Below are 26326 nucleotides of genomic sequence, written 5' to 3' on the forward strand. Positions count from 1 at the left end.
TTATTTATTCTTTTTTAAAAATTTTATCGCTTCTCTTGTTTTATCAATATATTGGACTGTATCATCATACTGCTTAGCCGCCATGCATAAAAACAGCAAATCGATGACATAAAGCTGGGCAAGCCGGGAAGAGGTGGCAGCACTTCGAAACGGCGCCTCGTTTGAGTATGATGTAAATAAATTAATTTCTGCCAAAGAAGTAACCGCTGACTGGCCATATTTCGTTAAGCTTATTGTTTTCACATTATTTTCTTTTGCCAGTGAAAGTACGTTAATGACCTCTTTTGTTTCTCCTGAAAAGGAAATGCCAAATACAACATCATCTTCATCTGCATTTGCAATTAATGTTGCAACAAGATGTGCATCTGTAAAGGCTGTTGAACCTTTATTAATTCGCAGAAACTTTTGCTGGGCATCCATCGCAATGATATGTGAAGCACCAATTCCAAAAAAATGAACGTTCTTTGCTTTAAGCAGCACATTTACTGCTTGCTCAAGCTCATAGTTGTTGATAAGCTCAGATGTGTCGCTCAAGCTTTGGATGCTGTTGCTTGTTGTCTTTTGAACAATTGATTGAATCGTTTCATCTGGCTCAATGTCCCGATACCCTTGTTCAACAGGCTTCACTAAATCTCCGGCAATCCTTACCTTTAACTCCTGAAACCCTTTTACACCAAGCGACTTGCATAAACGAATCACAGCTGCGCTGCTTGAACCAGCCAATGTCCCCAGCTCTCCAGCGGTACAATTCACTATCTCTTTTGGATGCTCTAAAATATAGTCAGCAATTTTCCGCTCAGATTCTGGAAGACTCGGTATTACATTTTTAATCATGTTTAATCCGCCTGATGCCATCTGTACTCTCCTTTAATTCTTACTAAGTTCAATTGCTGTTCTCACATATCCTTTCGCCTGTTCAAGCAGCTTTTTAGCTTCTTCATACTCTCTTCCTGTTTTAATCATGACGATCGCTGTTTTTACTTCATTGTTTGCTAATTCCAGCGTTTCTTTCGCTTGTTCATACGAGACATTGGTAATTTTACGAATAATATTTGTGGCACGTTCCTTTAATTTAAAGTTACTTACATGCACATCTACCATTAAATTTTCATATGCCTTACCAAGCTTAATCATCGTCGTTGTTGAGATCATATTTAAAATCATTTTATGTGCGGTTGCAGCTTTTAATCTTGTTGAGCCTGTCAGTACTTCAGGACCAACAACAACTTCAATGCTAAGATCTGCCACCTGGCTGATTGGTGAGTTTTCATTACAGGATAATGCCACAGCTTTAGCACCAACACTTCTTGCATATTTTAGGGCTCCAATTACATAAGGAGTACGACCGCTTGCTGCAATGCCCATGACTGTATCATTTGAACTTAACTGAATATCTCTTAAATCCTGCTCACCAAGTTCTTCCTTATCCTCAGCACCTTCAACCGCTTTCACAAATGCTTTTTCTCCACCAGCCATTATGCCTTGGACTAAGCTTGGGTCTGTACTAAATGTCGGCGGGCATTCAACCGCATCTAACACACCAAGTCTGCCGCTCGTACCAGCTCCAAGATAAATAAGACGGCCGCCATTTTTCAATGACTCAAAAGCAAAATTTATCGCCGTTTCGACATCGGGAAGCACTTGCTGAACAGCCAAGGCCACTTTCTGATCCTCTTCATTCATCACTCTTAAAATTTCAGCCGTATCGGCAGTATCTATATGCATGGTTCGTTCGTTACGAGATTCTGTTGTCAATAAGGTGAGTTTTTGATCCATTGAATTGACCTCCAATTATCGTGTTGCAAAATCTACGTTCAGTATAGCGTGTTTGAAATTAAATTTCAACATATAAAATAAATTTTTAAAATTAAATTTTAGTTTTAGAATAAAAATTTCCGTATCGCCTTTGCAACACCAGCTTCACCATTCGTATCAGTTATCACATCTGCAGCCAATTTCACTTTTTCAGGAGCATTTCCCATCGCAATTCCCAATCCGGCAGCTTTAAGTAATTTCATATCATTATAATTATCTCCAATAGCAGCTACTTTTGATAAGGGAACACCTAATTGAGCGGCCAGCCTAGTAATTGACCCTGCTTTTGAAACGCCGCTTGGCGATATTTCCAAATTTGAATAATTAAGGCTGGAGGAAACTTCATAATCGTTCGATTGCTCGGCAAGCTTCTTTGAAAATTCATAAAGTGAGTCTTCTTCATGAAAAACTGCAATTTTTGAGATGATCGGATTTTTTTTAATATAATGATTAAAATCTGTCACCACTTGAACAGAGCATTGATCACGGTACTGTTGGCAAACCTCCGGGTTACCACCAGTCCTTTGCAATGGCAAAATGTTTTTTTCCACCCAGCTGTCATTCCAACGATTTTCTTCAGGTACAAGAATCGAATCCTCTTCATAAAAATGGGCATACGCCCCATGTGTAAGGCAAAAGTCAATAAATCCAGGCAAAGTTCTGTTTTCAAAATGGAATCTCTCTATAATGTTTCCATTATGTGATTGAATAACTGCACCATTTAACGCAACAATCGGGTCTGTAATCCCGATCGTTTCTGCAATCCATCTTGTCGATAGCGTCGTTCTTCCGCTGCAAATCACCACCTTACCTCCGTTTGCGCGATACTCCTGGATCGCCTCAACCGATTCTTTATCGATTTCATGTTCTTTATTTAATAGCGTTCCGTCTAGGTCAACAGCCAGTATTGAATACTTCATTATTAACACCTCGCGAATTCATTTTGATTTTTTATTTTAATTATAATATACTATTATTAAAATATTATTTCAATTCTATTGTAAACTATCGATGCATAGATTGATTTTTTAATAGAAGAAATGCAAAATTTAATCTATATGATAAAGGTGTGAAATAAATGATTACATCAGACATTAAATCGAAATTGATCGAAATCGTTGGTGCGGAAAACTTTGATGATTCCAAGGCCGGACGACTTGTTTACTCTTATGATGCGACCCCGCAGTTTCAATCAATGCCAGATGGGGTCATTTCTCCGCGAACCACAAAAGAGATTTCTGAAATTGTGAAAATCTGCAATGAATATAAAATTCCGATCGTGCCTCGCGGTTCTGGCACAAATCTTTGTGCAGGCACATGTCCGACTGAAGGCGGACTTGTCATCTTGTTTAAGCATATGAACCACATCCTTGAAATAGATGAAGAAAACTTAACTGTTACGGTTCAGCCCGGTGTGATTACGCTCGATATGATTAATGAAGTTGAGGCACGCAGCTTATTCTATCCACCGGATCCAAGTTCAATGAAAATTTCAACCATTGGCGGGAACATTAACGAAAATTCCGGAGGCTTGCGCGGCTTAAAATACGGAGTGACGCGTGATTATGTCATCGCCCTTGAAATTGTGCTGGCAAACGGAGATATCATCCGCACAGGAGGAAAACTGGCAAAGGATGTAGCTGGATATGATTTAACGCGATTATTTGTCGGTTCTGAAGGGACTCTGGGGATCATTACAGAAGCTACTTTAAAATTAATCCCGATGCCGGAAACGAAAAAAACCATTCTTGCGTTATATCAGGATCTTGAAGCCGCAGCACGCTCTGTTTCAAAAATGATCGCTAGTAAAATCATCCCAACGACACTGGAATTTCTTGATCAGCCTACACTTCAGGTCGTGGAGGACTTTGCAAAAATTGGCTTGCCGACAAATGTCCAAGCCGTTCTCTTAATTGAACAAGATGGACCTTCTGAAGTAGTTGAACGAGATATAACACGAATTTCGGAAGTTTGTGCTGCGGAACATGCTATTTCCGTTCAAGTGGCCGAATCAGAAGAACAGGCAATGGCGCTTCGAACCGCACGTCGTTCAGCCTTATCAGCGCTTGCTCGTTTAAAACCAACAACGATTCTGGAGGATGCAACTGTTCCGCGTTCAGAAATCGCGAAGATGGTACGTGCCATTAATGAAATCGCGAAAAAATACGAGGTCAACATTTGTACATTTGGTCATGCAGGTGACGGAAACCTTCATCCAACATGCTTAACAGATTCACGAAACCATGATGAAATTGAACGTGTTGAAAAAGCATTCGCGGAGATCTTCGAAAAAGCAATCGAGCTTGGCGGAACCATTACAGGCGAGCATGGTGTCGGCGTGATGAAAGCCCCATACCTGGAACTAAAGCTTGGAAAAGAAGGAATCGCAGCGATGAAGGCGATCAAAACTGCCTTAGACCCAAACAATATTATGAACCCAGGGAAAGTTTTTGCCAAGGAATCTCGTAAACGGGTGGTGGTAACAAGATGACAACCTTAAAAGAACGTGAGACGATTCAACAACAATTTAAAGAACGCATGAATGAAGATGAGCTTCTGAATTGCATGCGCTGCGGCTTTTGTTTGCCATCTTGTCCGACTTACGTAGAATCAGGTTTTAAGGAATCCCATTCTCCACGGGGACGGATTGCCCTAATGAAGGCGGTAGCAGACGGACTGATTGAACCAGACGAGGATGTTGAACGTTCGTTGGAGCTTTGCCTTGGCTGCCGCGCATGTGAACCTGTTTGCCCATCTGGTGTCAATTACGGACATTTACTAGAGGAAGCAAGGGATATTATTAACCAAAATAAAAAACATTCACTGCCTGTCCGTGCCGTACGAAAGGCCGTCTTTGCAGGACTTTTTCCACATCAAAATCGAATGATGATGGCCACCGGGTTTCTAGGATTCTATCAGCGTTCAGGTTTACAAAGCATGATGAGAAAAACCCGCTTACTAAATCTTCTGCCTGATCATCTGGTGACAATGGAAAAAGTGCTTCCGAAAGTACCGACAATGAAGGAAATGAAAAACCGGCCTACCCATCTTCAAGCTGAAGGGACACGTAAAAAAAGAGTCGCCTTTTTCTCAGGTTGTTTAATGGATACGATGTTTTTAGAGACAAATAATGCAACGGTCAAACTCCTACAAACAGCTGGCTGTGAAATCGTGATTCCGCAAAATCAAGCATGCTGCGGCGCACTTCACGGTCATAGCGGAGAAAAAGAACAAGCAAAGGAATTAGCAAAACGCAATATTCGAGCGTTTGAAGAACTTAACATTGATTATATTATTACCAATGCAGGCGGCTGCGGGGCATTCCTAATCGATTATGATCATTTATTAAAAAATGATCCAGAATGGAAGGAACGTGCCAAAGCTTTTGTTGACAAGCTGAAGGATGTTTCGGCTGTCCTAGTTGAGCTGGAATTCCATAAACGAAACTTGAAGCTGCCCGCACAAGTTGTGACGTACCAAGATTCCTGCCATTTACGTAATGTGATGAAGACCTCCATTGAACCGCGCCTTCTGCTGCAAGCGATAAAAGGCATTGATTTTCAGGAAATGAAGGATGCCGACCGATGCTGCGGTTCAGCTGGAATCTACAACATTGTCGAATCGGAAATGTCCATGCAGATTTTAGATCATAAAATGGAACAAGCTAAAGAAACACATGCTACTACGATTGTTACTGCGAATCCAGGCTGCTTATTGCAAATGAAGCTCGGGATTGAACGTGAAGGACTGTCTGAGCGTGTGCGTGCCTTGCATATTGTGGATTTGTTATTGGAAGCTTTGCAGGATTCTCAGGAAGAGTAAGGGTTTTGCAGAGAATGTTAAGGATAGTGAGTTGAGATTGATTGGAGGGGTAACCAATTTAAACGGAATTTAACGGATACCTCTCCTTTTTAATAGGTGCATTGGCACTATTCGGCGGGTTCTGCATTTTATCGGCGGATTTTTCTTTTTATCGGCGGAATCTCAGATATATCGGCGGATTTTCCTTTTTATCGGCGGATTTTCCTTTTTATCAACGGAATCTCAGATATATCGGCGGATTTTCCTTTTTATCGGCGGAATCTCAAAGATATCGGCGGATTTTTCTTTTTATCGGCGGAATCTCAAATTTATCGGCGGATTTTCCTTTTTATCGGCGGAATCTCAAAGATATCGGCGGATTTTTCTTTTTATCGGCGGAATCTCAAATTTATCGGCGGATTTTCCTTTTTATCGGCGGAATCTCAAATTTATCGGCGGATTTTCCTTTTTATCGGCGGAATCTCAGATATATCGGCGGATTTTTCTTTTTATCGGCGGAATCTCAAATTTATCAGAAATTCCCCCTTTATTTCCGCGAAACCCAATTAAACTGCGTATCTCACATTTTTGAAAGACACCTTATGACCAAAATAAAAGGGCTGCACCACTCTTCCCAAGCGGCTGCAGCCCTTGCCTTTTATCTATCTTTTCGATAATACTTCTTGTTCATATTTCTTCACTTCTTCTAACCAAGCTTCTTTTACTGGTACACCCATTTGTTCGCAGTAGTAATCCCAGATCGCTCCGAATGGGTATGTTTTGAATTCTTCAATTAATGCTAGTCTTTCTGTAAAGTTGCCTTCTTCTTGCAGTTGTTTTAAGTGGTTATTTGGAACAAGCATTGCGTACAGCAAGGATTTAATCATATTGCGTGTTCCGATTGCCCACGCTGCAACACGGTTGATGCTTGCGTCAAAGAAATCAAGTCCGATCATGACTTTGTCCAATGCATCGTTGCGAACGATTTCTAAGGCAATTTCTCTTAACTCGTCATCGAGTGTGACAACATGGTCACTGTCCCATCGTACCGGACGTGAAACGTGTAAGGCAAGCTTGTCGCTATATAATAGCATGGACGAAATTTTATTTGATACCGTTTCAGTTGGATGGAAATGTCCAGTGTCAAGCAGACATAATTTGTTATTTTTTAAGGCATAGCCTAAATAAAATTCATGTGAGCCAACAACATAGGATTCAGAGCCGATGCCGAACAATTTGCTTTCAACTGCATCGATATTGTATTGCTCATCAATTTGCTCTTCAAAAATTTTGTCCAAAGACTCCTTTAAACGTACTCTTGGTGTAAGGCGGTCGCTTGGGACATCTTTATAGCCATCAGGAATCCAGACATTCGTTAACGCTGGTGTACCTAATTCTTTTCCAAAGTACTCGCCAATTTTACGGCTGGCAATACAGTGGTTAATCCAGAACTCGCGAATTTCTTGATTCGGATGTGCTAATGTTAGGCCATCTGCTGCTTTTTCATGGGAGAATAGCGTTGGGTTAAAATCAAGGCCTAGCCCATTTTTCTTTGCCCAGTTTACCCAGTTTTCAAAATGCTTTGGTTCTAATTGATCTCGATCCACAGCTACACCGTTTGTTTCAGCATAGATTGCATGTAAATTGACACGGTGTTTACCAGGGATAAGGGAAAGTGCCTTCTCTAAATCGCTTCTTAGTTCTTCAGGTGTTGTTGCTTTTCCAGGATAGTTTCCTGTTACATCAATTCCTCCGGATAGTTCACCTTTATTTACTTCAAAGCCGGCGATATCATCACCTTGCCAGCAATGAATCGAAATAGGCACCTGCTTTAATTGTTCGAATACTTCATCAACGTTGATTCCCCATTTTTCGTATTCCTTTTTAGCTAATTCAAAGCTTTCTTTTACTGACATTGCTCTCATCCTTTCACTAATAACGGTTTATAGGTTTTCACTTCAAAAGAATCTTTAATAATTGATCGTGCTTGGGTAATGTCTTCTATTTCTCCAAGGGCCATAAGCTGTGAGACAATATTGCCAATCGCTGTAGCTTCAACCGGTCCGGCTACGACCTCTTTATTCGTCACATCGGCAATAAGTTGATTTAACATTTCATTTTGGCAGCCCCCGCCGATGACATTTACTTTAGGGAATGTCTTTTCAAAGATTTCTTCAATTTCATTAATAGCTTGCTTATAGCTTTCAACTAAACTTTCATAGACGCATTTTGCGATTTGTCCCGGTGTTTGCGGTACCTGCTGATTCGTTTCTTCACAGTACTTCTGAATTTCCGCAACCATATTTTCAGGCTTTAAGAAACGGTCATCATCAACATTCACAATTGAGCTAAACTCCTTTTCCTCACGAGCGAAGTTAACTAATTCAGCGAATGAATATTGATCATTGTAATTTCGTTTCACCTCTTGAATCATCCAGAGTCCCATAATATTCTTTAAAAAACGGAAGCGGTAATCCATTCCGCCTTCATTTGTAAAGTTATATTCAAGAGCCTTCGGTACACAAATTGGGAAGCGGTTTTCCACACCAATTAATGACCATGTACCAGAGCTGATATAAATCGTATCCTTTAATTCAGGAACAGAAATGACAGCTGACCCGGTATCATGCGTTGCTGGCAGAACAACCTTCATATCAAATCCAACTTCACTTATAAGCTCTTCAGAAAGAGTGCCTAATACCGTTTTTGGCGGATGGATTTCTTGAAACATTTGATTATTTATTCCTAATTGATCCAAAATCTCATGATCCCATTTTTTTGTAAATGCATTCACTAGCTGTGTTGAGGTTGCATTTGTATATTCATTTGCCTTTTTGCCGGTTAGTAAAAAGTTAAAGTATTCTGGTATCATGAGAAATGATTTCGCTTTTTCTAGTACCTCTGGCGACTTTTGCTTTAATGCATAAAGCTGATAGATTGTATTGAATTTTTGAAATTGAATACCTGTTTCTAAATAAAGCTTTTCCTTAGGAATGATTTTAAAAACTTCCTCCATCATCCCATCTGTGCGCGGGTCACGATAGGCGACTGCATCTGTTAATGGATGATCGTTTTCATCTAGCAGCACAAAATCAACAGCCCAAGTGTCAATCCCTATACTTTCTGGTTTTATGTCTAAATCATTGCATTTCTTGATTCCCGCTTTTATTTCATTGAATAGTTTTTCTATATCCCAACAATAATGCTCACCTTTCTGAACAATATTGTTTTCAAAGCGATGAATTTCATCTAATTTTAGCTTGCCATTTTCAAGATGCCCAAGAATCAATCTTCCACTTGAAGCTCCTATATCTACTGCTAAGCTGTATTTACTCATTTTTTTCACCCTCTTCATTGAAAACGCTTGCTTATTTATATAATAAAATAGTTTAGCCGTTTATCCAATATCGCCATTCAACCAATTTATTGTCCTTATTTGCACATTCACCTGATTTGTCGATTACCGACAAAAAAAGCCATATTTTCTTAGTTTAACTAGATGGAATATGGCTATTTGTGAAAACTATTTAATTGTCAGTTCTCTAAATTGTTTTGGTGTATATCCGTATTTGCTTTTAAATACTCGATAGAAGTAACTGATATTTTCATATCCAACCTGTTCAATAATCGAAGTGATTGATAAAGATGTATTTTCTAATAAATCCTTTGCAACACTTAATCTTTTTTCCTGCAGCAATTCTTTAAAGGTTAGATTCGTAGCCTTTTTGATTTGTTTACTTAAGGCATAGTGCGGCTGATTTAATTTTTCAGCTAACTGATATAAGGATGCGTCTTGATAGTGTTCTTCTACATATTTCAACGATTCAATAATGGTATGATGTTTATCAGCATCCTCTTTATATTTCATCTTATCAGAATGCTTAATAAGTTCGACCATTAATAAGCCCATATATAATTTAATGGTTGATTCAGACATGAACGAGGGCTGCATGATTTCAACGATAATTTTCCCAACCAGCTCTTGGATACTCTCAATCTCTGATACAGCAAAATAAAGGTATTGCCCGTTTTGAGTATGATTAAAAAGACTGTTGATTAAAAAATTGCTGAGCAGGTTTTCGCTTGTTAAGTAGGAGAAGATAAACGAGAAAAATTCTGGCTTGATGATAAAATTGATGATAATATCCTCTTCACCACATGCCTCAAGCTCATGCTCAATATGTTGATTTAAAAACAGAAGATCGCCTTTTTTTAAGGTAAAACGTTCATTTCCGACCGTTTGCTTTAGCGTTCCATGATACACATAATTCAATTCGATATAATTATGTTTATGCTTTGGAAAGTCAACAAACCTTGTATGCTTTCGCACCATGATCATCGAATTATTATTAAGAAATTTCTCACTTTCAACAATAAAGTGATCCTGGCTTGTGTACAGTTCTTTTTTCACTTCTTTTTTTTGTTGAAGCATTAGCTTTTCTTCTTCAGTCAGTTGGAGTAATTCCTGTAAAAGATCAGAATTCACCTTAGATCCCTCATTTAAATTGGGCAAGCTTGTCATGCTGCCTGCCCGGATTTATTCTGCAACCTTAACAGTATTAACTTGGACACCCTTTTCCTCCAATGCCTTGCTGTATGAATCATCAATTTTGGAGTCAGTCAGTATAGAGCTAACCTGCCCGATGTTGGTGATATGAGCAAAGGTGCGAACACCAAACTTCGTAGAATCCGCCAACAGGATGGTTTGATCTGCTATTGACATCATTTGTCTTTTCAATAAAGCCTGCCATTCATTTGAATCGCTTAAGCCGCCTTCCAAATGAACTCCTTTGCAAGAAATAAACGCTTTGTTTACATGGTACATATTTAATGATCTTTCTGCTAAAGGGCCTGCATATGAAAGGGATCTTGCCAAGAGCATCCCTCCGGTCGAGATCACTTTCACCTGCTCTTTTTTGCTGAGCTCAACCGCCACTTTAATAGAGTTTGTTATGACGGTTAATGGCAAATCAGGCATTTCCTTTGCCATATACCATGCGGATGTACTTGCATCTAAAACAATTTGGTCACCAGGCTGAATAAGCTTTACTGCTTCGAGTGCAATAGCTTTCTTTTCTGCTGCGTTCGTAATTTCTCTTTCGGTATAAGAAACCTCTGATTGCTCATCCTGAATACTTACGGCACCGCCATGACTGCGGCGAAGTAAATTTTCTTTTTCCAATTTCTCTAAATCACGTCTAATGGTTTCTTCGGTAACTTTAAAAAGCTTGCTTAACTCTGTTACTCTTACACTTAATTTTTCATTTACTACTTCAACGATTTTCCGATGTCTTTCTGCTACAAGCATTTTGAATGAATACCTCCAAGTTATACTTACAATGAGGAATGACTATAAGTGCCAGACCTTGTGCTTGTTGTCCCTAATTTCATATTATCACATAGTCTGCAAATGTCGTATAGTCCTTATTAGACTTCCATATTAAGCGTTTTCATTGTCTGTAAAAAATTTTTTCTTACAGAAAAGGGTCAGACCCCTCAAACACATGATATATGGATTTTGACTAAAAGAAAATTCCGTATATTGGTGTTTGTCTAAAGGAGTCAGACCCTTTGGGATAACCTCTTGAACGTTTATCTATTATCTAGTAAACGCAGCTGGTACACCACCGTCAACAGTTAGCATGCAGCCCGTTGTACGATCTGATTTAGATGAAGCAAAGAATAAAATCGATTGAGCGATATCTTTTGGATAGATATTCACTAATAAAGTTGTACGTTTGCGATAGTGCTCTTCTAGCTGATCTGGGTGAATTCCGTATGCTGCAGCACGTTCTTCTCTCCAGCTTGATCCCCAAATAGCTGATCCTTGAAGCACAGCATCTGGAAGTACAGAGTTTACGCGAATGCCAAATTCTCCGCCTTCTGCCGCAATACATCTTGCAAGATGAGTTTCCATCGCTTTAACAGAGCTGTAAGCTGCTGCATTTTTACCAGCATATACTGAGTTTTTCGAACCGATGAATACCATATTACCGCCAGTGCCTTGTGTTTTCATTTGCTTGAATGCTTCACGGGCAACTAAGAAATAACCAGTTCCAAGTACATTCATATTAAGATTCCATTCTTTTAAAGATGTTTCGTCAAATGGACTTGATGTTGCAAGACCTGCATTGTTAACAATAATGTCAACACCGCCGTATGTTAAGGCAGTTTGTTCAAATGCAGCTTGAACAGCCTCTTCACTTGTTACATCCATCTTCACAGCGAATGCACGGCCCTCACCATATTTTTCATTGATTTCTGCTGCAACTTTTTCTGCCCCTTCAAGATTAAGGTCAGCAATCACTACATGTGCGCCTTCTGCAACAAATTGACGGCAAGTTTCACTGCCGATACCGCCTGCACCACCTGTAACAAATGCTACTTGTCTTGAAAATTCAGCTTCAGCAGGAGCAAGAGATAATTTGTAAAGCTCTAATGGCCAGTATTCAACATTGAATGATTCATTTTCATTTAAAGAAACAAAGCTTCCTAGAGTCGTTGAACCCTTCATAACCGCAATTGCACGGTGGTATAGAGCACCACTTACGTTAGCCATTGCTATATTTTTACCAGTGTTCACCATTCCAATCCCAGGAATTAAAATAACACGTGGAGCTGTTTCAGAAATTTGGTCACCTTCATTTTTGTTTCTTTCAAAGTATGCTTTGTACTCTTCTTTGAAATTTGCAATTCCGGCTTTTACTTTTTCTATCAGCGTTGCAGCATCTTCAGATTGAGGATTCCAGTCAATGAATAATGGTGTCATTTTTGTATGAACTAAGTGATCAGGACATGCTGCTCCTACTTGTGATAATTCCGGAGCATTGTTGCTGTTTACAAATTGTAATACATCTTCAGCATCATCATAAGTTAAAAGCATTTTCTTTTCTTCGCTAACTGCACCTCGGATAACAGGCATAACTTGAGCTAAAACTTTTTTACGATCTTCTTCAGAAAGCGCTTCGTATTTTTGACCGCCAAATACGTTTTCTTCTACCACTTTAGCTTGAATATATTGTTCAGCCTCATTAATTACGGAAATTGTTTTTTCATAGCTTTCTTCAGCTGTTTCTCCCCAAACGACTAATCCATGCTTTTCCATAAGAACAAGCTCTGCATTTGGATTGTTTTTGACGCCTTCAGCGATCATTTTTGATAAAGTGAATCCTGGTCGAACATATGGAACCCACACGAAACGGTCACCGTAGATCTCTTCAGCAATTTGTCTGCCATTGTCTGCACAGCAAATGCTGATGATCGCATCTGGATGTGTGTGATCAACATGCTTAAATGGCAAGAATGCATGTAATAATGTTTCGATTGATGCACGGGGATGCTTGCTGTCGATCATACAGTGAGCAAGATATGCTACCATTTCCTCATCTGACATTTCGTCACGCTCGATTAATGGGCGAATATCTTCCATTCTTAAGCCAGTAAAATTGTGAGCCTTCATCGTTGCTAAGTCAGATCCGCTTCCTTTAACGTACATGACTTCTACTTCACGGCCGCGGAAATCCTTTTCAATTGTTTTCATTGATGTATTGCCGCCGCCCCAGTTACAAACGGAACGGTCTGAACCTATAAGATTAGAGCGGTAAACTAACTCCTCTAACCCCGGTTGTAGTGCCGAAGCCTTTTCTTTATTCCATAAGCTTTGTACCATTTTTGTTTCCTCCTCTTTATTTCTGTTTCCTCTTTTTATATCTTGGTTTTATTATACTATATTTTTGTTTGTTTTTGAATATATTTTTTGTTTGTTTTTGAAATTATTTTATTTATCGTTTACTAATATATAAGTAGCCTTTATCGGACCATGTACACCAACAATTAAATTGAGTTCGATATCAGCACTATTGCTTGGACCGGTAATAAAGTCGATACAAGAAGAAATGTTTTTCCCCTCCTTGACTTGTTTAGAAATGAATGATGTTGCTTGTGTCATTCTTGGAACGAGCGTACTTTTTGGAATTATCGCAATATACGTTTTAGGCAATAAGCTAACTGACCGGCCTTTATTTTCACTGCTGAATAAGACAACTGTGCCTGATTCAGCAAGGGTGATGTCACTATAGGTGATTCCTACATCCGCTTTTTCTGCCGCTTCAAGATTCTTTTCCTTAAGGGCAGGGTCCCAAATATGAACATCAATACCTTCAGCAGGCCAATTTGTTTGAAGCTCATCCTCCAAATGAAACTCTTTATGACGGTCATCCTTCCAGGTTACAACGCTGCCAACTTCATATTGTTCAAAAACCTTGCGCAGGTTTTTTGTTAAATCATTTGAATTCGTTTCGATAAATTGTGTATGGATTACATCACAATGCTTTTTTAGAACCGTTACTAAGTCATCCTGTGAAGCATCCTTTAACACATCATATTGCGGGGTTGTTTTCCACTCAGGCTTAGTAACAGTTGATTTACGTCTGCGACCAAGCTTTGCTGCAACGGTATTTAGAAATGATTCGCGATGATAGATTTGTCCCTGTGCCATTTCTATTCCCCACCTTTCTCTCTCTTTTTATACCAATCTCTAAATCTTTCCTTACTTGGCGCTGGAAAATCACGAACATCTGTCCAAGGCTTCATAGGACCAGGCCCTTTTTGAATGCTATTCGCTTGGGTAAATGGCGCCATAACGGTTGAAGCTGATTTTGTTCCCGCCTTATAAAGACTTGGTGAACTTGCAGCTAACTGGTAGCCCTTCATGGCAAGCTTTTCAGCAAATGGCGATTTTTTCTCATCTTCGACAATTTTTCTCCGGTGCTTAATGAGCAATTCATGCAGCGGTATTTTTACAGGACATGCTTCCGTACATGCCGCACATAAAGAAGAAGCATATGGTAGCTCCTTATAATCTTCATAACCGCCTAATAATGGTGTTAAGACAGCCCCGATTGGACCAGCATAAATCGATCCATAGGAGTGGCCGCCAATATGGCGATAAACCGGGCAAACATTCACACATGCTGCACAACGAATACAATGGAGCGCACTTTGGAATTCAGTGCCTAATATATTGGAACGTCCATTATCGACAATGACAAGATGAAACTCCTCAGGACCATCAACATCCCCTTCATCCTTCGGCCCTGTTAAGCCTGTAATATAGCTTGTTAGTTTCTGCCCTACAGAGCTTCGGCACAGTAAACTTACAAGGATATCAAGCTCTTCCCAGGTAGGAACAATCCGCTCCATCCCCATAACCGTAATTTGCGTTTTAGGTAAAGCGGTTACAAGTCCTGCATTTCCTTCATTTGTTACAAGGCTAATTGATCCGGATTCCGCAACAGCAAAATTACAGCCTGTAATTCCTAAATCTGCAGTTAAAAATTCCTGGCGAAGCTGCTCTCTTGCAAAAAGCGCAAGCTCTTCGGGAATCTCCGACTTATCGTAGCCCCGTTTTTCCTTAAATGTGTCCCGAATTTGCTCTTTATTTTTATGAAGTGCAGGAACGACAATATGGGATGGCGGATCATGATCATCAAGCTGAAGAATATACTCGCCTAAATCTGTTTCAATGACCTCACAGCCAGCCTCCTCAAGGGCAGCATTCAAATGAATTTCTTCTGTTACCATTGATTTCGACTTTACAACCTTCTTAGCTTGCTTTTCTTTGACTACTTTGGAAATATACTCATTTGCTTCTTCCTTTGTTGAAGCAAAGAAAACATGACCCCCGCGCTTCGTGACATTTTCACTTAGCTGTTCTAAATAGTAATCGAGGTTTTCAAGCGTGTGTGTACGAATTTCCTCACCAAGCTTGCGCCATTCCTCCCAATTTCCTAATTCCTCAGCCGCTGCCAAACGCTTTCCCTGCATACGCTCCTGGGCGGAGACAACTGCATTACGCATAAATGTATTGTGAACACCTTTATCAACCCGTTCAAAAAACTTATCATCGCTAATTTTCATTGCCATCTTACTTCACCTCACTATTCAGTACTTCTGCAATATGCATCACCTTGATTGGCTTGCCCTTACGGTTGATTCTCCCACCGATATTCATTAAGCAGCCGCAATCCGCGCCAATTAAAATTTCTGCACCTGTTTCCTCAATATGCTGCACCTTTTCATCGACCATTTGCTCAGAAATCGGCACCATTTTCACTGAGAACGTCCCGCCGAAGCCGCAGCAATCCTGACTGTTCGGAAGCGGATTCACCTTTAAGCCTTCTACATTTTCTAAAAGCTTTCCAGGGGCATCCTTCACACCTAGCAGCCTTGTCATATGGCAGGATTTATGATAAGTGGCACATGCTGGTAAACTAGCATTCACGTTTTCGACCTTTAATACTTCTACAATAAATTGTGTTAATTCATATGATTTGCTTGCTAATTTTTCAGCTTTTTCCTTCCAAACTGGTTCATTTTCAAATAAATGTCCGTATTCACGCAGCATGGCCACACATGACCCTGATGGACCGACCACATAATCAGATCCTTCAAACGTACGAATCATATGCTTTGCTACTTCCTTTGTTTCCTTATGATAACCGCTATTATAAGCAGGCTGTCCGCAGCATGTTTGTTGTTCAGGAAAATCAACTTCACAGCCCAGTTTCTCTAAAAGTTCTACTGTATGCTTCCCAACATTTGAATAAAATACATCTGCCAAGCATGTAATAAAAAGAGAGACCTTCATTTCATAACCTCCATTCAATATGAACCAATTTCCTCTTTCCTATCTATTAATATGATTATACTACTTTTCTTTTTGTTTTAACACCCGTTTTTGTCTGTTTTTTAGATATAAGCATTTGTTTATTTTGGTTTGATTTGTTTTTCTTCATTGATGGGCTGATTCTAACACGTTTCTCTTCATTAAATTAAAAAATAAGGCCGACCATTTAAGTCAACCTTCTATCTAATAGAAATTCGTTATGTTGAAGGTTCTACCTTTTCCCAGTTGATTATTTTTCGATAAATATCTATAAAATAACTCCTATGATTAGCCCATTACCGATAATTGGTTGAAAATAGATTGGTAAACTTGTAAAGATCTTACTGTCTAACGTATTTTATTACTATTTTCAAATAAAATCGAGAAGCAGTTAACATATTTGTAACATTTTCCCTAAAAAATCATGTAAATACCTGTTGACGAATATTTTAAAATAGCATATGATTTACTCAAATAATATATCGTATCTCCTAAAGGGGAGTAGCTTTTACAATAAAGTCGTCATTACAGAGTGGATGTTAAGCTCTCGGCTTTGTTGGCAACATTCCGTTGTTAGCAAGACCTTTACTTATTGGTAAAGGTCTTTATTTGTTTTCTAAAACCTTTACCAAGACGGTAAAGGTTTTTTTCTGTTGAACATCCTTCTTTAGGGTAACGAAAGGAGAACTATACTATGAAAAAAATGTCATTCGTTGAATTAATAAAAAAGAATAAGGAAGAGCTGCTAAATGATAAAAAACAACTAGAAAAAATTGAAAAACGTCTTGATCAAAAATATATTAAACAAAGCAAATAAAAGGAGAATACGGGAGGAACATGATGCTACTTAGAAAATATATGTCGCTATTAGGTGTAGGTTCAGCAATTATTGACCTCATTTTGCCAAAGGAAACGTATCGACGCGGCGAGCTAATAAACGGACATTTCTATATAAAAGGCGGTACTATAGAACAACAGCTTAAACGTATTGACTGTGATTTAGTGATGCACGACCAAACGACTGGTCAAGAAAAGGTAATCGATACCGCGACCATTTTATCATCAAAGAATATTCATTCAGATGAATCAAATACCGTTTCTTTTACATTTAAGCTGCCTGAGTCAATTCCTATTTCAAGCGAGAAAATCTCTTATCGCTTTAAAACTCGATTGACCTTTAACGAAGGGGTTGAAAGTAAAGACCAAGACATCATCCAGGTAATCTAAGAAATAAGTAAGCATGAAAATTACCTTAAAAGGGGTGATTCGTTTGATTAAGTTTTTTAAAAGAATAAAATTTATCCTTAAGTTCTGGAAGTTCATTCCTTTCTTAAAAGATTTTTTTCTTTCAAGAGAGGTTGTACTCCATAAAAAGGTACTAGGGGTTTTATTAATATTAACCTATGTCTTTTTCCCATTTGATTTAATCCCAGACTTTTTATCACTACTTGGGATTGTCGATGATGTTGTAATTGCAGGATTTATTTTAGATGGGATGATTAAAATGGCTCCAGCGTCTTTAAAAGACAAATATCAGCTTCACTAATCAAGATATAGGGAGTTACACCATTTTATAATAAATAACAAGACCCATAGCATTAGCTTTTTGCTCAGCTTGTAAAGAAAAGGATTCTATTTTCTTTACAAGCTTTCTTTTTTTCAAAAATTAATATTACTATGAAACTTTTTGCAAAATTGGTGCGTATATGTATTCAATGAATAGAATAACGGAGGGCTATGTTAATGATGGAATGGATTCAACAAACTGATGGAATATGGCAATATGTTATATTATTTGTGCTCGCAGCAGCACCGTTATTAGATGTATTTCTTGTTGTGCCCTTTGGGGTAGCATTAGGTCTAAATCCAATGGCAGTCGGTATTATTGGTTTTGCTGGGAACTTTTTAATAGTACTTCTTTTTGGCTTCTTCTTTAAGCAACTTTCAAAATGGAGAGATAAAAGACGACAAAAGAAAGGTATTACAACTCCGTCAAAAAGGGAAACAAGAGCAAGAAGAATATGGGAACGATATGGACTTCCCGGTCTAGCTTTAGTAGCACCAGGGATAGTTGGAACAGACTTAGCAGCAATCTTGGCCCTAAGCTTCGGATCTTCTCGTCCTCGTGTTATCTCTTGGATGGCTATTAGTCTTGCACTATGGACCATTGCATTGACAGTTGGTTCTGTATATGGTTTCGGTTATATGGATTTGATATAATGATAGATTAACCATTGTTTTTAATGATAAGATCGCTATCTAAGCATATAGCGATCTTATCTTATTTCTCTTCCTACATGTGCAAGTGCACGTTTTTGATTCCTGATGGCAATCGCATCGCTTTCGCTGCGCTGCCGTTCAGGATCATTTCGGCTGCTTCCCTGCACAAATAGGGGTTTAGCCCTTGTCGAAAAAAACGTATGCTGTGTGATGTACAGTGCTTTTTATGTTTGCAAGGCACTTGTTCCTGCCATGAGTCCTACAACAACATTAATGAGAATTCCCACCCGCTCAATCATTTACCGCAATAGTTTAATCACTGATAAGTCTCCTTCTCACAAACTTGCACCCCTATTATACAATTCTTGCACAAATGAACATTTTTTAAAAATGTAATAGCGATTATAAAATCAATGAATATAATAGTTCGTAATGATACCGTAAGTCAAATTGAGAAAAATAAGACAATCTATCTTTCTTGTTTTACACTAACTCCCTTTTTTAAAAGAATTGTGTTTAAGCTTGTTGATGCTTCGAAAGTGAATAAGGAAACAAAAAGTACCTGCAGGAATAGAAAAAAACGTGAGGAGGCTTCCTGCCCCTAATGTTAAGAAAAAATTAGCTGAATAGTAAGAATTTTATTTACTAAATAACGCTAATAGGTTAAAATCAGATAAACATACTCGGATTTTGATCAGGAGGATACCAAATGAGTATTAGTATTATGATTATGGGATTAGCAGTTGGTATATTAGTAGGTTTAACAGGTGTTGGAGGCGCTGCTTTGTTAACTCCTCTTTTAATAGCTTTAGGGATTAATCCTACGATCGCAGTAGGAACTGACCTTGTTTATAATTCCATTACAAAATTATTTGGATTTGCTCAGCATTGGAGACAGAAAACCATTAATTTTAAAATGGTTAAATATTTAGCTTTTGGCAGTATTCCTAGTGCAGTGCTAGCGATCGGAACTCTTCATTTATTTCCAGCACTTCACCAGCACCAGGAAAAAATCATTACCCATGCTTTAGGATACGTTCTTACTTTAGTTGCTATATCGATATTGCTTCGAGTATTTTTCGATAAGAAAATTCGCCCTAACAAGTGGCAGAGCCTGCCATTAGAAAACAAAAAAGCCTTAACGATTTTCATTGGGGTCATCTTTGGATTCATCGTTGGCTTAACATCGATTGGCTCTGGATCTTTATTTGCAATTGCTATGCTTTATCTATACAAAATGAAGACATCTGAACTAGTTGGTACAGATATTGCACATGCCTTTTTACTTGTAACTGTGGCTGGAATATTAAATGCCGGATTTGGAAGTGTTGACTATTTGCTAACAGCTAACTTGCTAATCGGCTCAATCCCTGGAGTTATAGTAGGAAGCATGCTGGCTGCAAAAGTATCACCTAAACCACTACAAGCGGTCATGGCAACAATTATTCTCGTTAGTGGATTAAAGCTCATTTAAACAAAAGAACCTCTTCATCAAGAAGGGGTTCTTTGTTGTTCTTTACTATTTGACCTTTGTTACTCCAAGGCATTAGCCCGCCGGCAATTCCTAGGGTCGCCATAATGATGGAGAACTCACGTCTTGAGATAAAGGTTATTCCAATCATTATATCGTTATGCAATTTGCCTAGAAGGAGAAGTATTAGGTTTGAACTCGCCCTCCCACTTGGAGATAACCACTGCTGCCAGTGAGTTTCCTACGACATTCACTGCTGTTCTGGCCATATCTAAAATACGGTCAATCCCTGCAATGAAAGCTAAACCTTCAATCGGAATACCAACTGTACCTAAGGTAGCTAACAGCACAACAAATGACACACCTGGAACACCTGCTATACCTTTAGATGTGACCATTAGCACAAGCAGTAAAGAAATCTGTTGTGATAGCGATAAATCAATGCCATACATTTGCGCAATGAAAACAGCTGCTAATGCTTGATATAAAGTCGAACCGTCTAAATTAAACGAATAACCTGTAGGAATGACGAATGAGGAAATGGCTTTCGGACATCCGAATTTCTCCATTTTCTCCATAATTCTTGGCAATACTGCTTCAGAGCTGGCTGTTGAATAAGCTAATAGCAATTCATCCTTTATGATTCGGATAAAGTGAAAAATATTAACTCCTGCTAATTTCGCAACGAAACCTAGTACGACAATGATAAAAAACGCCATCGTTAAATAAACAGTAATCACTAATTTTCCTAGTGGTATAAGAGACTCTAAACCAAATTTTGAAATTGTTACCCCTATTAAAGCAAAAACACCAAAAGGAGCAAACTTCATAATTTGATTTGTCATGTAAAACATGGCGTCAGCTGTGCCTTGGAAAAAGGCAAGGACAGGTTTCCCCCTTTCTCCAATTGCTGTAAGAGCAAAACCGAATAGGACAGAGAAAAAGATAATCGCCAGCATATCGCCTTCAACAAATGATGTAAAGACATTACTTGGTACAATATGGACAAATGTTTCAGCGATGCCATGACTTTCTACATCCTCAGATGTTTCAACATAACTATTAATATCTGTTTTTTCAATGGCTCCCATATCCACACCTGCACCAGGCTGGAAGATGTTCGCAACTGCGAGACCTAATATGATGGCAATCGTCGTAATAATTTCAAAATAAAGTATGGTCTTGCCGCCTAAACGACCAAGCTTTTTTGTATCACCTACACTTGCAACACCAACGATAATACTTGAAATAACAATAGGTACCACAATCATTTTAATCAATCTTAAGAATATATCACCAATCGGTTGTAAGTATGACGCCACTTGTTCATTTCCATAAAAAATGGCTCCTACAATAATTCCGAGGATGAGTCCAATAAGAATTTGCCAAGCTAGCCCAATTCTTTTCAAATTGATTCCTCCTATCTAAATCTAGTTTACATCAATCCCAACTATTTATATTATATTAAATTTTATTTTTTCGCAAAAATAATAGACGCGATATTGGTTAATCTAAAATCGTTGGTTATTCGGCTTCATGACCAACTTGACTGTTAGTTTTTTTACGATTTACAAACGGATAAATAATAATACCTGCTAGAAATAATCCAATTCCCAACGAAAATGTCGTTAAATCTGAGATTCCTGATTTAATAACCCATACCGAATAGATAAGTGCTAAAACTGCAATCAAACCGTCGAACCATCTAGAACCTGCTATACGATCATATGTTTCTCCTTTTATCACAAGCTTTAAGAAGAATAACGCTGAAACAAAATAAGGAATAAGATAGGCCAGTGTTGCAGAAGTTGTCAAAAATGTATATGCCTCACTAATCGTACCTGAAATGACGGAAAGAATAAAAATTTGCGACATAGCATTTGTAACGGTTAAAGCACGAACCGGGCTTCCTTTCTTATTTACCTTGGCAAAAAAGCTTGGAAAAGTTCCTTTTTTTGCCGCTTGATAAGGCACTTCAGCACTTAGAAGGATCCAACCGATTGTCGAGCCAAGCAATGAAACAATCGCAAGGATGGCCATAACGGTTGCACCCATGTCGCCAATCATAACAGAAAGCGCATCTACGAATGGTTTGTCAGAAGCTTTTAATACCTCCTGCGGTAAAACGCCCATGATCAGTAATGTAATTCCTATATAGATCGTTAACGCGATAAACAAGCCAATAATAGTTGCGCGGCTGACATCGCGTTGAGATTTTGCCCGTCCAGATAAGATCACAGCAGACTCAATCCCAACAAATGCCCATAGGGTCGAAATCATCGCTAAATTGATTTGACTGGATAATCCATGTGTTTGTCCATTAGCATCTACAACAGGTGAATATAAATCTCCTAAATTTGAGGATTGAAATGCAAAAAGCGCTGCGACAATAAATAAAACAAAGCCAATAATTTTTGTAGAAGTTGCTACAACATTTACTTTTCCTCCAACATTTAGGTTCGTTACCAAAATGAAATGTGTTCCCCATAGTAACAGGGTACAAACAATAAATGTCACAAGTCTCCCTAATTCAACATCTTGGTTTCCAATTGTAAACAAAATGGATGGGTTGCTCATGATAGGAAAGAAAGTAGATAGATAGCCTGCAAAGCTTGTAATAATCGCAACGTTACTTATCCAATTTGCGATCCAATATCCCCAAACCATACCAAAACCGGCAACATTTCCCTTATTCTTTGATGCAAATAATTCACGTGCATAGCTTTGAGGCCCAGCTGTTAAATCAGGCCTGCGGATTGCTAACTTACCAAAGACAAGGGCAATCATCAAAACACCCAGCCCGGTAATGATCCATGCAAAGGTTACCCCTAAAGGACTTGCTGTCTGTGCAAGTGTGCTTGGAAGCATAAAGATGCCCGAGCCTACCATATTTCCAACTACTAAGGAGGTCAAAACTAAAAGCCCCCATTTTTTGTCTATCATAAGAATTCCTCCGAATTGATAAATTATATAAGAAAAGCGCAAGGCGCTAAGCATTCGGCGACAAGCATAAGGCAAATAGGAATAGAAGGTGTTCTTTACCTTCAATTCCTATTTGACTAGACCCTAGAGCCGATGGCGCCTGGAACTAGACACTAAAACTAGGTTAAAATATTATACTTACCTTTTTATAAAAAAAACGCATAGATTCATACTCTACGCGTTTTTCACAAAAAACCCGCTCCCTATCCCGTTATAGCTCTCCATAGAAACAATCTATGACAGTCCTGCACTTTTTCAGTGCAGTCCCAGCAGGAATAGATGTGTGGTCTATACTTGCTTCGGCAACAATTCCTTTTGTATCTCCTTCAACGATCCCACCAGATCTCAGTAAGAACTACTCTTAATTGTCGCAACCTCTACCTCACCGGGATAGCGATGAGGATTTTATCGATATTTAATTTACTAGATTTCGAGAATAGCAAATCATTTTCCGATGGTCAATCATTTGAAAAAAAGCTCTAATATTCTGTTTCTTCAGAATGATTCTCATTTTAAAAAATGAAAAACCTTCATATCCTTTAAGATAGAAGGTTTTTCGCTATTCCTTTTAGGTTGAACATTTTAATCAAGTAAGGTTAATGGAATAAGTTAACAGAAATGAATCCTATTCCTTTAGGTGATAAGGAACTGTAGTAACTACAACATCTTTCCTATACAAAAGGACAGCCCGAATTAACAAGCTTGACTGATTATGAAGAATATAGTGCCATCTTTTCTTCGGAATAAATTGCGGGATTAACACCGTAACCCGATAATTTGACTCATCTGCTTTATGTTCCACTGTATCAATAAATTTTGATAGCGGCTGGATGATGCTTCTGTAATATGAGTGTAATGTCACTAGCCGAATATCCGGCTGCCATTTTTCCCATTTCTGTTCAAAGGTTTTTTCATCCTTTCGTTCAAACGAAACATAAACAGCAATGATTTGGTCAGCATTTAAAGATTGCGCATAATTTAATGAATTCTCTACAACATGAGTAATTCCTGCGACTGGAACAATAATCACATTTCCCTCAATTGGTTTAACTGGTTCACATGTTGTGATTCTTAATTGGTTTCCTACTGCGTCATAGTGCTTTTTCACCCGATGAAAAATGAACACAAGAATTGGCAGGAAAACCAACACAGACCACACCTGGCCAAATTTAGTGATAAAGAACGTCATCATAACTAAAAAGCTAATGAATGCCCCGACAAAGTTAATTGTCAGCTTTACCACCCAGCCATCAGGCTTTTCACGAATCCATTTAACCAGCATCCCTGTTTGAGATAAGGTAAATGGTATGAATACACCAACTGCATAGAGCGGAATTAATTGCTCAGTATGTCCTCTAAAGGCGATAATCAAAAGAATGGAAGCCACTCCAAGAAATATGATACCATTAGAATACCCTAAGCGATCTCCTCTAATGGTAAACATTCTTGCCAAATATTTATCCTTTGCAAGATTAAAAGCCAATAGAGGGAAAGCAGAATAACCGGTATTTGCCGCTAGAATAAGAATCATAGCTGTTGTTCCTTGAATGAAGAAATACATGAAATTCCTTCCAAATGTTTCTGATGCTATTTGTGAAACAACCGTTTCCTCTGCTTTTGGCGTTATGCCATAATAATAGGCTAAATACACAATACCTGAAAATAATATCGCGAGCAATACCCCCATTGCTGTCAGTGTTTTCGCTGCATTATTCGGAGCTGGGTCCTTAAAATTGGGGATCGCATTCGAAATCGCTTCTACACCAGTTAAAGCAGAACAACCTGACGCAAATGCTCTAAGCAGCAAAAACAAGGTTATACCAGTAACCGGCGAACCAACAGGTGCATGAAGCTCTGGTGAGACATGACCAGTCACAATCTGATATAAGCCTACTCCAATTAAGACAAACAAAGCGAAAACAAATAAGTAAACTGGATAGGCTAAAAAGGAAGCTGATTCAGTAACCCCTCTTAAATTCAAGATAGTTAAAAACACAACAAGTAAACACGCAATGATGACATTGTATGAATGTAAGGCTGGAAAAGCGGAAGTAATCGCATCTGTTCCTGCCGACACACTAACTGCCACAGTCAGAATATAGTCAACCAATAACGAACCGCCTGCAACGAGCCCTGGATTCACTCCAAGATTCTCCCGTGAAACGACATATGCCCCGCCTCCGTGCGGATAGGCAAAAATAATTTGCCGATAGGACAATATGAGCGCCAATAAGAGAAATAATACGCCAATTGCGATTGGGATTGAGTACCAAAAGGCAACGGCACTTATTGTCATTAAAACAAGCAAAATTTGTTCTGGCCCATATGCAACAGATGATAAAGCATCAGAAGATAAAATAGCCAGAGCTTTCTTCTTATTCAGTTTTTGTTCCCCTAATTCTGTTGACTTTAAGGGGCGACCTATTAAGATTCTTTTTACCGTAGATACCATTTCTTGCACCACCACGTTTTTTTGATTACACGCTTATATTCCCCCCATTCAGGGATATAAGCCTTCAATAAGATCAATTTATATCTTTTTTAGGAACGCCAAAAAGCCCACAAAGGCACCGTTAATAGCCTTGTGGACATTCATTTTGTCTGTCACACCAGCTCCACCTTCCTCTCATAACGCTTACGGAGTTAGCTGTCGGGTTCGGGACAAAAGAGTATCCCTACCTATTAAGGATTCACCCCAAGAGGATCATAGATCCACATAAAAAATGGGTCCCCCGTTCCTAATGGATTAAGCGATTTGAATTATGAAACTGATGATTATCATACTCCTAAGATTTTGCTATGTAAATACCTAATCGTAATTTTTTCTTGTTGAACATAAAAAATGAGCCTGGAATATTCATGATGAAAACGTCAATGATAATGATAGGTAAAACGAGTAAAGGGTGAATGACATGTCAAAGGAAAAGAAGCTCTTATTATCGGACGAGTTTTTAAATGAGGTGGCAAGAGAAATTAACCTGCTATATGGACATCCCCAGCCAATAGAAGATCATAATGAGGCAATAAGAGAAGATGGTAATGAAGGTAAATAACCCAATCTCCTCATAAGAAAAGCGTAAGGCGCCCGCCTATCGGGGACAAGCATAAGGCGAACAGGAATAGAAGGTGTTCTTTACCTTCAATTCCTGTTTGACTTATGACCTCGAGCCGATGGCGCCTGGAGCTAGACACCAAAACTAAGTTGAAAATTTATACTTTCTTACCTTTTAAGAAAAGCGCAAGCGCCTTGATCAGCCTAGGGCAAATAAGGCGCTCATGAATAGAAGGCGTTCTTTGCCTTCAATTCATGAGTGGCTAGACCCTAGTGGAGCTAGACACTAAAACTAAGTACAAAATTTTATACTTTCTTA

23 protein-coding genes and 2 riboswitches are annotated in these 26326 nt (G+C 38.7%); of the genes, 9 read left to right on the forward strand and 14 right to left on the reverse strand.

Translation table 11 applies throughout. The features are described from left to right. From ACSVDH_RS22900 to ACSVDH_RS22910, 3 genes are all read right to left on the reverse strand, one after another. Complete coding sequence (locus tag ACSVDH_RS22900; protein ID WP_439251722.1) at positions 1–855, reverse strand: MurR/RpiR family transcriptional regulator; 855 nt, start codon at positions 853–855, stop codon at positions 1–3. A gap of 12 nt (positions 856–867) precedes the next feature. Beyond that, positions 868–1776, reverse strand: coding sequence for an N-acetylmuramic acid 6-phosphate etherase (gene murQ / locus ACSVDH_RS22905; protein WP_439251721.1), 909 nt, complete (start codon positions 1774–1776; stop codon positions 868–870). 104 nt (positions 1777–1880) lie between these two features. Beyond that, positions 1881–2735, reverse strand: a complete 855-nt coding sequence (locus tag ACSVDH_RS22910; protein ID WP_439251720.1) for an HAD family hydrolase — start codon at positions 2733–2735, stop codon at positions 1881–1883. A gap of 158 nt (positions 2736–2893) precedes the next feature. Here ACSVDH_RS22910 and glcD point away from each other — a divergent pair, with 158 nt between their 5' ends. From glcD to ACSVDH_RS22925, 3 genes are all read left to right on the forward strand, one after another. After that, on the forward strand, positions 2894–4306 hold the full coding sequence (gene glcD, locus ACSVDH_RS22915; protein WP_439251719.1) for a glycolate oxidase subunit GlcD: 1413 nt from the start codon (positions 2894–2896) through the stop codon (positions 4304–4306). Further along, positions 4303–5637, forward strand: coding sequence for a (Fe-S)-binding protein (locus ACSVDH_RS22920; protein WP_439251718.1), 1335 nt, complete (start codon positions 4303–4305; stop codon positions 5635–5637). Before glcD ends, ACSVDH_RS22920 begins: the two co-directional genes overlap by 4 nt. 101 nt (positions 5638–5738) lie before the next feature. Then, positions 5739–6293 (forward strand): hypothetical protein, encoded by a 555-nt coding sequence (locus tag ACSVDH_RS22925; RefSeq protein ID WP_439251717.1) that lies wholly within the window; start codon positions 5739–5741, stop codon positions 6291–6293. On the opposite strand, the gene rhaA is transcribed toward ACSVDH_RS22925, so the two are convergent. The 8 genes from rhaA to ACSVDH_RS22965 form a co-directional block, all read right to left on the reverse strand. Then, positions 6279–7532 (reverse strand): L-rhamnose isomerase, encoded by a 1254-nt coding sequence (gene rhaA, locus ACSVDH_RS22930; RefSeq protein WP_439251716.1) that lies wholly within the window; start codon positions 7530–7532, stop codon positions 6279–6281. The two genes, ACSVDH_RS22925 and rhaA, sit on opposite strands and share 15 nt — an antisense overlap. 5 nt (positions 7533–7537) lie before the next feature. Then, on the reverse strand, positions 7538–8953 hold the full coding sequence (gene rhaB / locus ACSVDH_RS22935; RefSeq protein WP_439251715.1) for a rhamnulokinase: 1416 nt from the start codon (positions 8951–8953) through the stop codon (positions 7538–7540). Positions 8954–9139: 186 nt separating this feature from the next. Beyond that, complete coding sequence (locus tag ACSVDH_RS22940; protein ID WP_299087218.1) at positions 9140–10102, reverse strand: AraC family transcriptional regulator; 963 nt, start codon at positions 10100–10102, stop codon at positions 9140–9142. A 51-nt stretch (positions 10103–10153) separates the two neighbouring features. Next, a complete protein-coding gene (gene rhaR, locus ACSVDH_RS22945) occupies positions 10154–10924 on the reverse strand; it encodes a rhamnose catabolism operon transcriptional regulator RhaR (RefSeq protein ID WP_439251714.1) in 771 nt (256 codons plus the stop codon). Between the two features lie 291 nt (positions 10925–11215). After that, entirely contained in the window at positions 11216–13324 is a 2109-nt protein-coding gene (locus ACSVDH_RS22950) for a bifunctional aldolase/short-chain dehydrogenase (RefSeq protein ID WP_439251876.1), read from the reverse strand. A 69-nt stretch (positions 13325–13393) separates the two neighbouring features. Continuing rightward, on the reverse strand, positions 13394–14113 hold the full coding sequence (locus ACSVDH_RS22955) for a LutC/YkgG family protein (protein WP_439251713.1): 720 nt from the start codon (positions 14111–14113) through the stop codon (positions 13394–13396). 2 nt (positions 14114–14115) lie between these two features. After that, positions 14116–15540 carry a LutB/LldF family L-lactate oxidation iron-sulfur protein gene (locus tag ACSVDH_RS22960; RefSeq protein WP_439251712.1) on the reverse strand — a complete coding sequence of 475 codons (1425 nt, stop codon included), beginning with the start codon at positions 15538–15540 and terminating at the stop codon, positions 14116–14118. A 1-nt stretch (position 15541) separates the two neighbouring features. Further along, complete coding sequence (locus ACSVDH_RS22965) at positions 15542–16264, reverse strand: (Fe-S)-binding protein (RefSeq protein ID WP_299087226.1); 723 nt, start codon at positions 16262–16264, stop codon at positions 15542–15544. 712 nt (positions 16265–16976) lie between these two features. Here ACSVDH_RS22965 and ACSVDH_RS22970 point away from each other — a divergent pair. From ACSVDH_RS22970 to ACSVDH_RS22990, 5 genes are all read left to right on the forward strand, one after another. Beyond that, positions 16977–17099: an FbpB family small basic protein gene (locus ACSVDH_RS22970; RefSeq protein ID WP_084822273.1), complete on the forward strand. Its 123-nt coding sequence runs from the start codon at positions 16977–16979 to the stop codon at positions 17097–17099. Positions 17100–17122: 23 nt separating this feature from the next. After that, a complete protein-coding gene (locus tag ACSVDH_RS22975) occupies positions 17123–17509 on the forward strand; it encodes a sporulation protein (RefSeq protein WP_439251711.1) in 387 nt (128 codons plus the stop codon). Between the two features lie 46 nt (positions 17510–17555). Next, positions 17556–17828, forward strand: coding sequence for a YkvA family protein (locus ACSVDH_RS22980; RefSeq protein WP_299087567.1), 273 nt, complete (start codon positions 17556–17558; stop codon positions 17826–17828). A gap of 197 nt (positions 17829–18025) precedes the next feature. Next, positions 18026–18502: a small multi-drug export protein gene (locus ACSVDH_RS22985; RefSeq protein WP_439251710.1), complete on the forward strand. Its 477-nt coding sequence runs from the start codon at positions 18026–18028 to the stop codon at positions 18500–18502. 709 nt (positions 18503–19211) lie between these two features. Beyond that, entirely contained in the window at positions 19212–19976 is a 765-nt protein-coding gene (locus ACSVDH_RS22990; RefSeq protein WP_439251709.1) for a sulfite exporter TauE/SafE family protein, read from the forward strand. 155 nt (positions 19977–20131) lie between these two features. Here ACSVDH_RS22990 and ACSVDH_RS22995 read toward each other — a convergent pair whose 3' ends face one another. The 3 genes from ACSVDH_RS22995 to kimA form a co-directional block, all read right to left on the reverse strand. Beyond that, on the reverse strand, positions 20132–21382 hold the full coding sequence (locus ACSVDH_RS22995) for a cation:dicarboxylate symporter family transporter (protein WP_439251708.1): 1251 nt from the start codon (positions 21380–21382) through the stop codon (positions 20132–20134). 115 nt (positions 21383–21497) lie between these two features. After that, positions 21498–22916, reverse strand: a complete 1419-nt coding sequence (locus ACSVDH_RS23000; protein ID WP_439251707.1) for an amino acid permease — start codon at positions 22914–22916, stop codon at positions 21498–21500. Positions 22917–23161: 245 nt separating this feature from the next. Beyond that, positions 23162–23343, reverse strand: a riboswitch (Lysine riboswitch). Between the two features lie 237 nt (positions 23344–23580). Then, on the reverse strand, positions 23581–25407 hold the full coding sequence (gene kimA, locus ACSVDH_RS23005; protein WP_439251706.1) for a potassium transporter KimA: 1827 nt from the start codon (positions 25405–25407) through the stop codon (positions 23581–23583). 166 nt (positions 25408–25573) lie between these two features. After that, positions 25574–25718, reverse strand: a riboswitch (cyclic di-AMP (ydaO/yuaA leader). A gap of 149 nt (positions 25719–25867) precedes the next feature. Here kimA and ACSVDH_RS23010 point away from each other — a divergent pair. Then, positions 25868–26008: a bacitracin ABC transporter ATP-binding protein gene (locus tag ACSVDH_RS23010; protein ID WP_299087247.1), complete on the forward strand. Its 141-nt coding sequence runs from the start codon at positions 25868–25870 to the stop codon at positions 26006–26008. Positions 26009–26326: the final 318 nt, after the last annotated feature.

The organism is Metabacillus sp. Hm71 (assembly GCF_051842955.2).
Lineage (GTDB): Bacteria > Bacillota > Bacilli > Bacillales > Bacillaceae > Metabacillus.

Coding starts and splice junctions, on each gene's coding strand:
- ACSVDH_RS22965 (WP_299087226.1), bottom strand. CDS start 16,264: ATGAAGGTCTCTCTTTTTATTACATGCTTGGCAGATGTATTTTATTCA.
- ACSVDH_RS22955 (WP_439251713.1), bottom strand. CDS start 14,113: ATGGCACAGGGACAAATCTATCATCGCGAATCATTTCTAAATACCGTT.
- rhaB (WP_439251715.1), bottom strand. CDS start 8,953: ATGAGTAAATACAGCTTAGCAGTAGATATAGGAGCTTCAAGTGGAAGA.
- glcD (WP_439251719.1), top strand. CDS start 2,894: ATGATTACATCAGACATTAAATCGAAATTGATCGAAATCGTTGGTGCG.
- ACSVDH_RS22990 (WP_439251709.1), top strand. CDS start 19,212: ATGAGTATTAGTATTATGATTATGGGATTAGCAGTTGGTATATTAGTA.
- ACSVDH_RS22985 (WP_439251710.1), top strand. CDS start 18,026: ATGATGGAATGGATTCAACAAACTGATGGAATATGGCAATATGTTATA.
- rhaR (WP_439251714.1), bottom strand. CDS start 10,924: ATGCTTGTAGCAGAAAGACATCGGAAAATCGTTGAAGTAGTAAATGAA.
- kimA (WP_439251706.1), bottom strand. CDS start 25,407: ATGGTATCTACGGTAAAAAGAATCTTAATAGGTCGCCCCTTAAAGTCA.
- ACSVDH_RS22900 (WP_439251722.1), bottom strand. CDS start 855: ATGGCATCAGGCGGATTAAACATGATTAAAAATGTAATACCGAGTCTT.
- ACSVDH_RS22970 (WP_084822273.1), top strand. CDS start 16,977: ATGAAAAAAATGTCATTCGTTGAATTAATAAAAAAGAATAAGGAAGAG.
- rhaA (WP_439251716.1), bottom strand. CDS start 7,532: ATGTCAGTAAAAGAAAGCTTTGAATTAGCTAAAAAGGAATACGAAAAA.
- ACSVDH_RS22960 (WP_439251712.1), bottom strand. CDS start 15,540: ATGGCAATGAAAATTAGCGATGATAAGTTTTTTGAACGGGTTGATAAA.
- ACSVDH_RS23010 (WP_299087247.1), top strand. CDS start 25,868: ATGTCAAAGGAAAAGAAGCTCTTATTATCGGACGAGTTTTTAAATGAG.
- ACSVDH_RS23000 (WP_439251707.1), bottom strand. CDS start 22,916: ATGATAGACAAAAAATGGGGGCTTTTAGTTTTGACCTCCTTAGTAGTT.
- ACSVDH_RS22975 (WP_439251711.1), top strand. CDS start 17,123: ATGCTACTTAGAAAATATATGTCGCTATTAGGTGTAGGTTCAGCAATT.
- murQ (WP_439251721.1), bottom strand. CDS start 1,776: ATGGATCAAAAACTCACCTTATTGACAACAGAATCTCGTAACGAACGA.
- ACSVDH_RS22910 (WP_439251720.1), bottom strand. CDS start 2,735: ATGAAGTATTCAATACTGGCTGTTGACCTAGACGGAACGCTATTAAAT.
- ACSVDH_RS22920 (WP_439251718.1), top strand. CDS start 4,303: ATGACAACCTTAAAAGAACGTGAGACGATTCAACAACAATTTAAAGAA.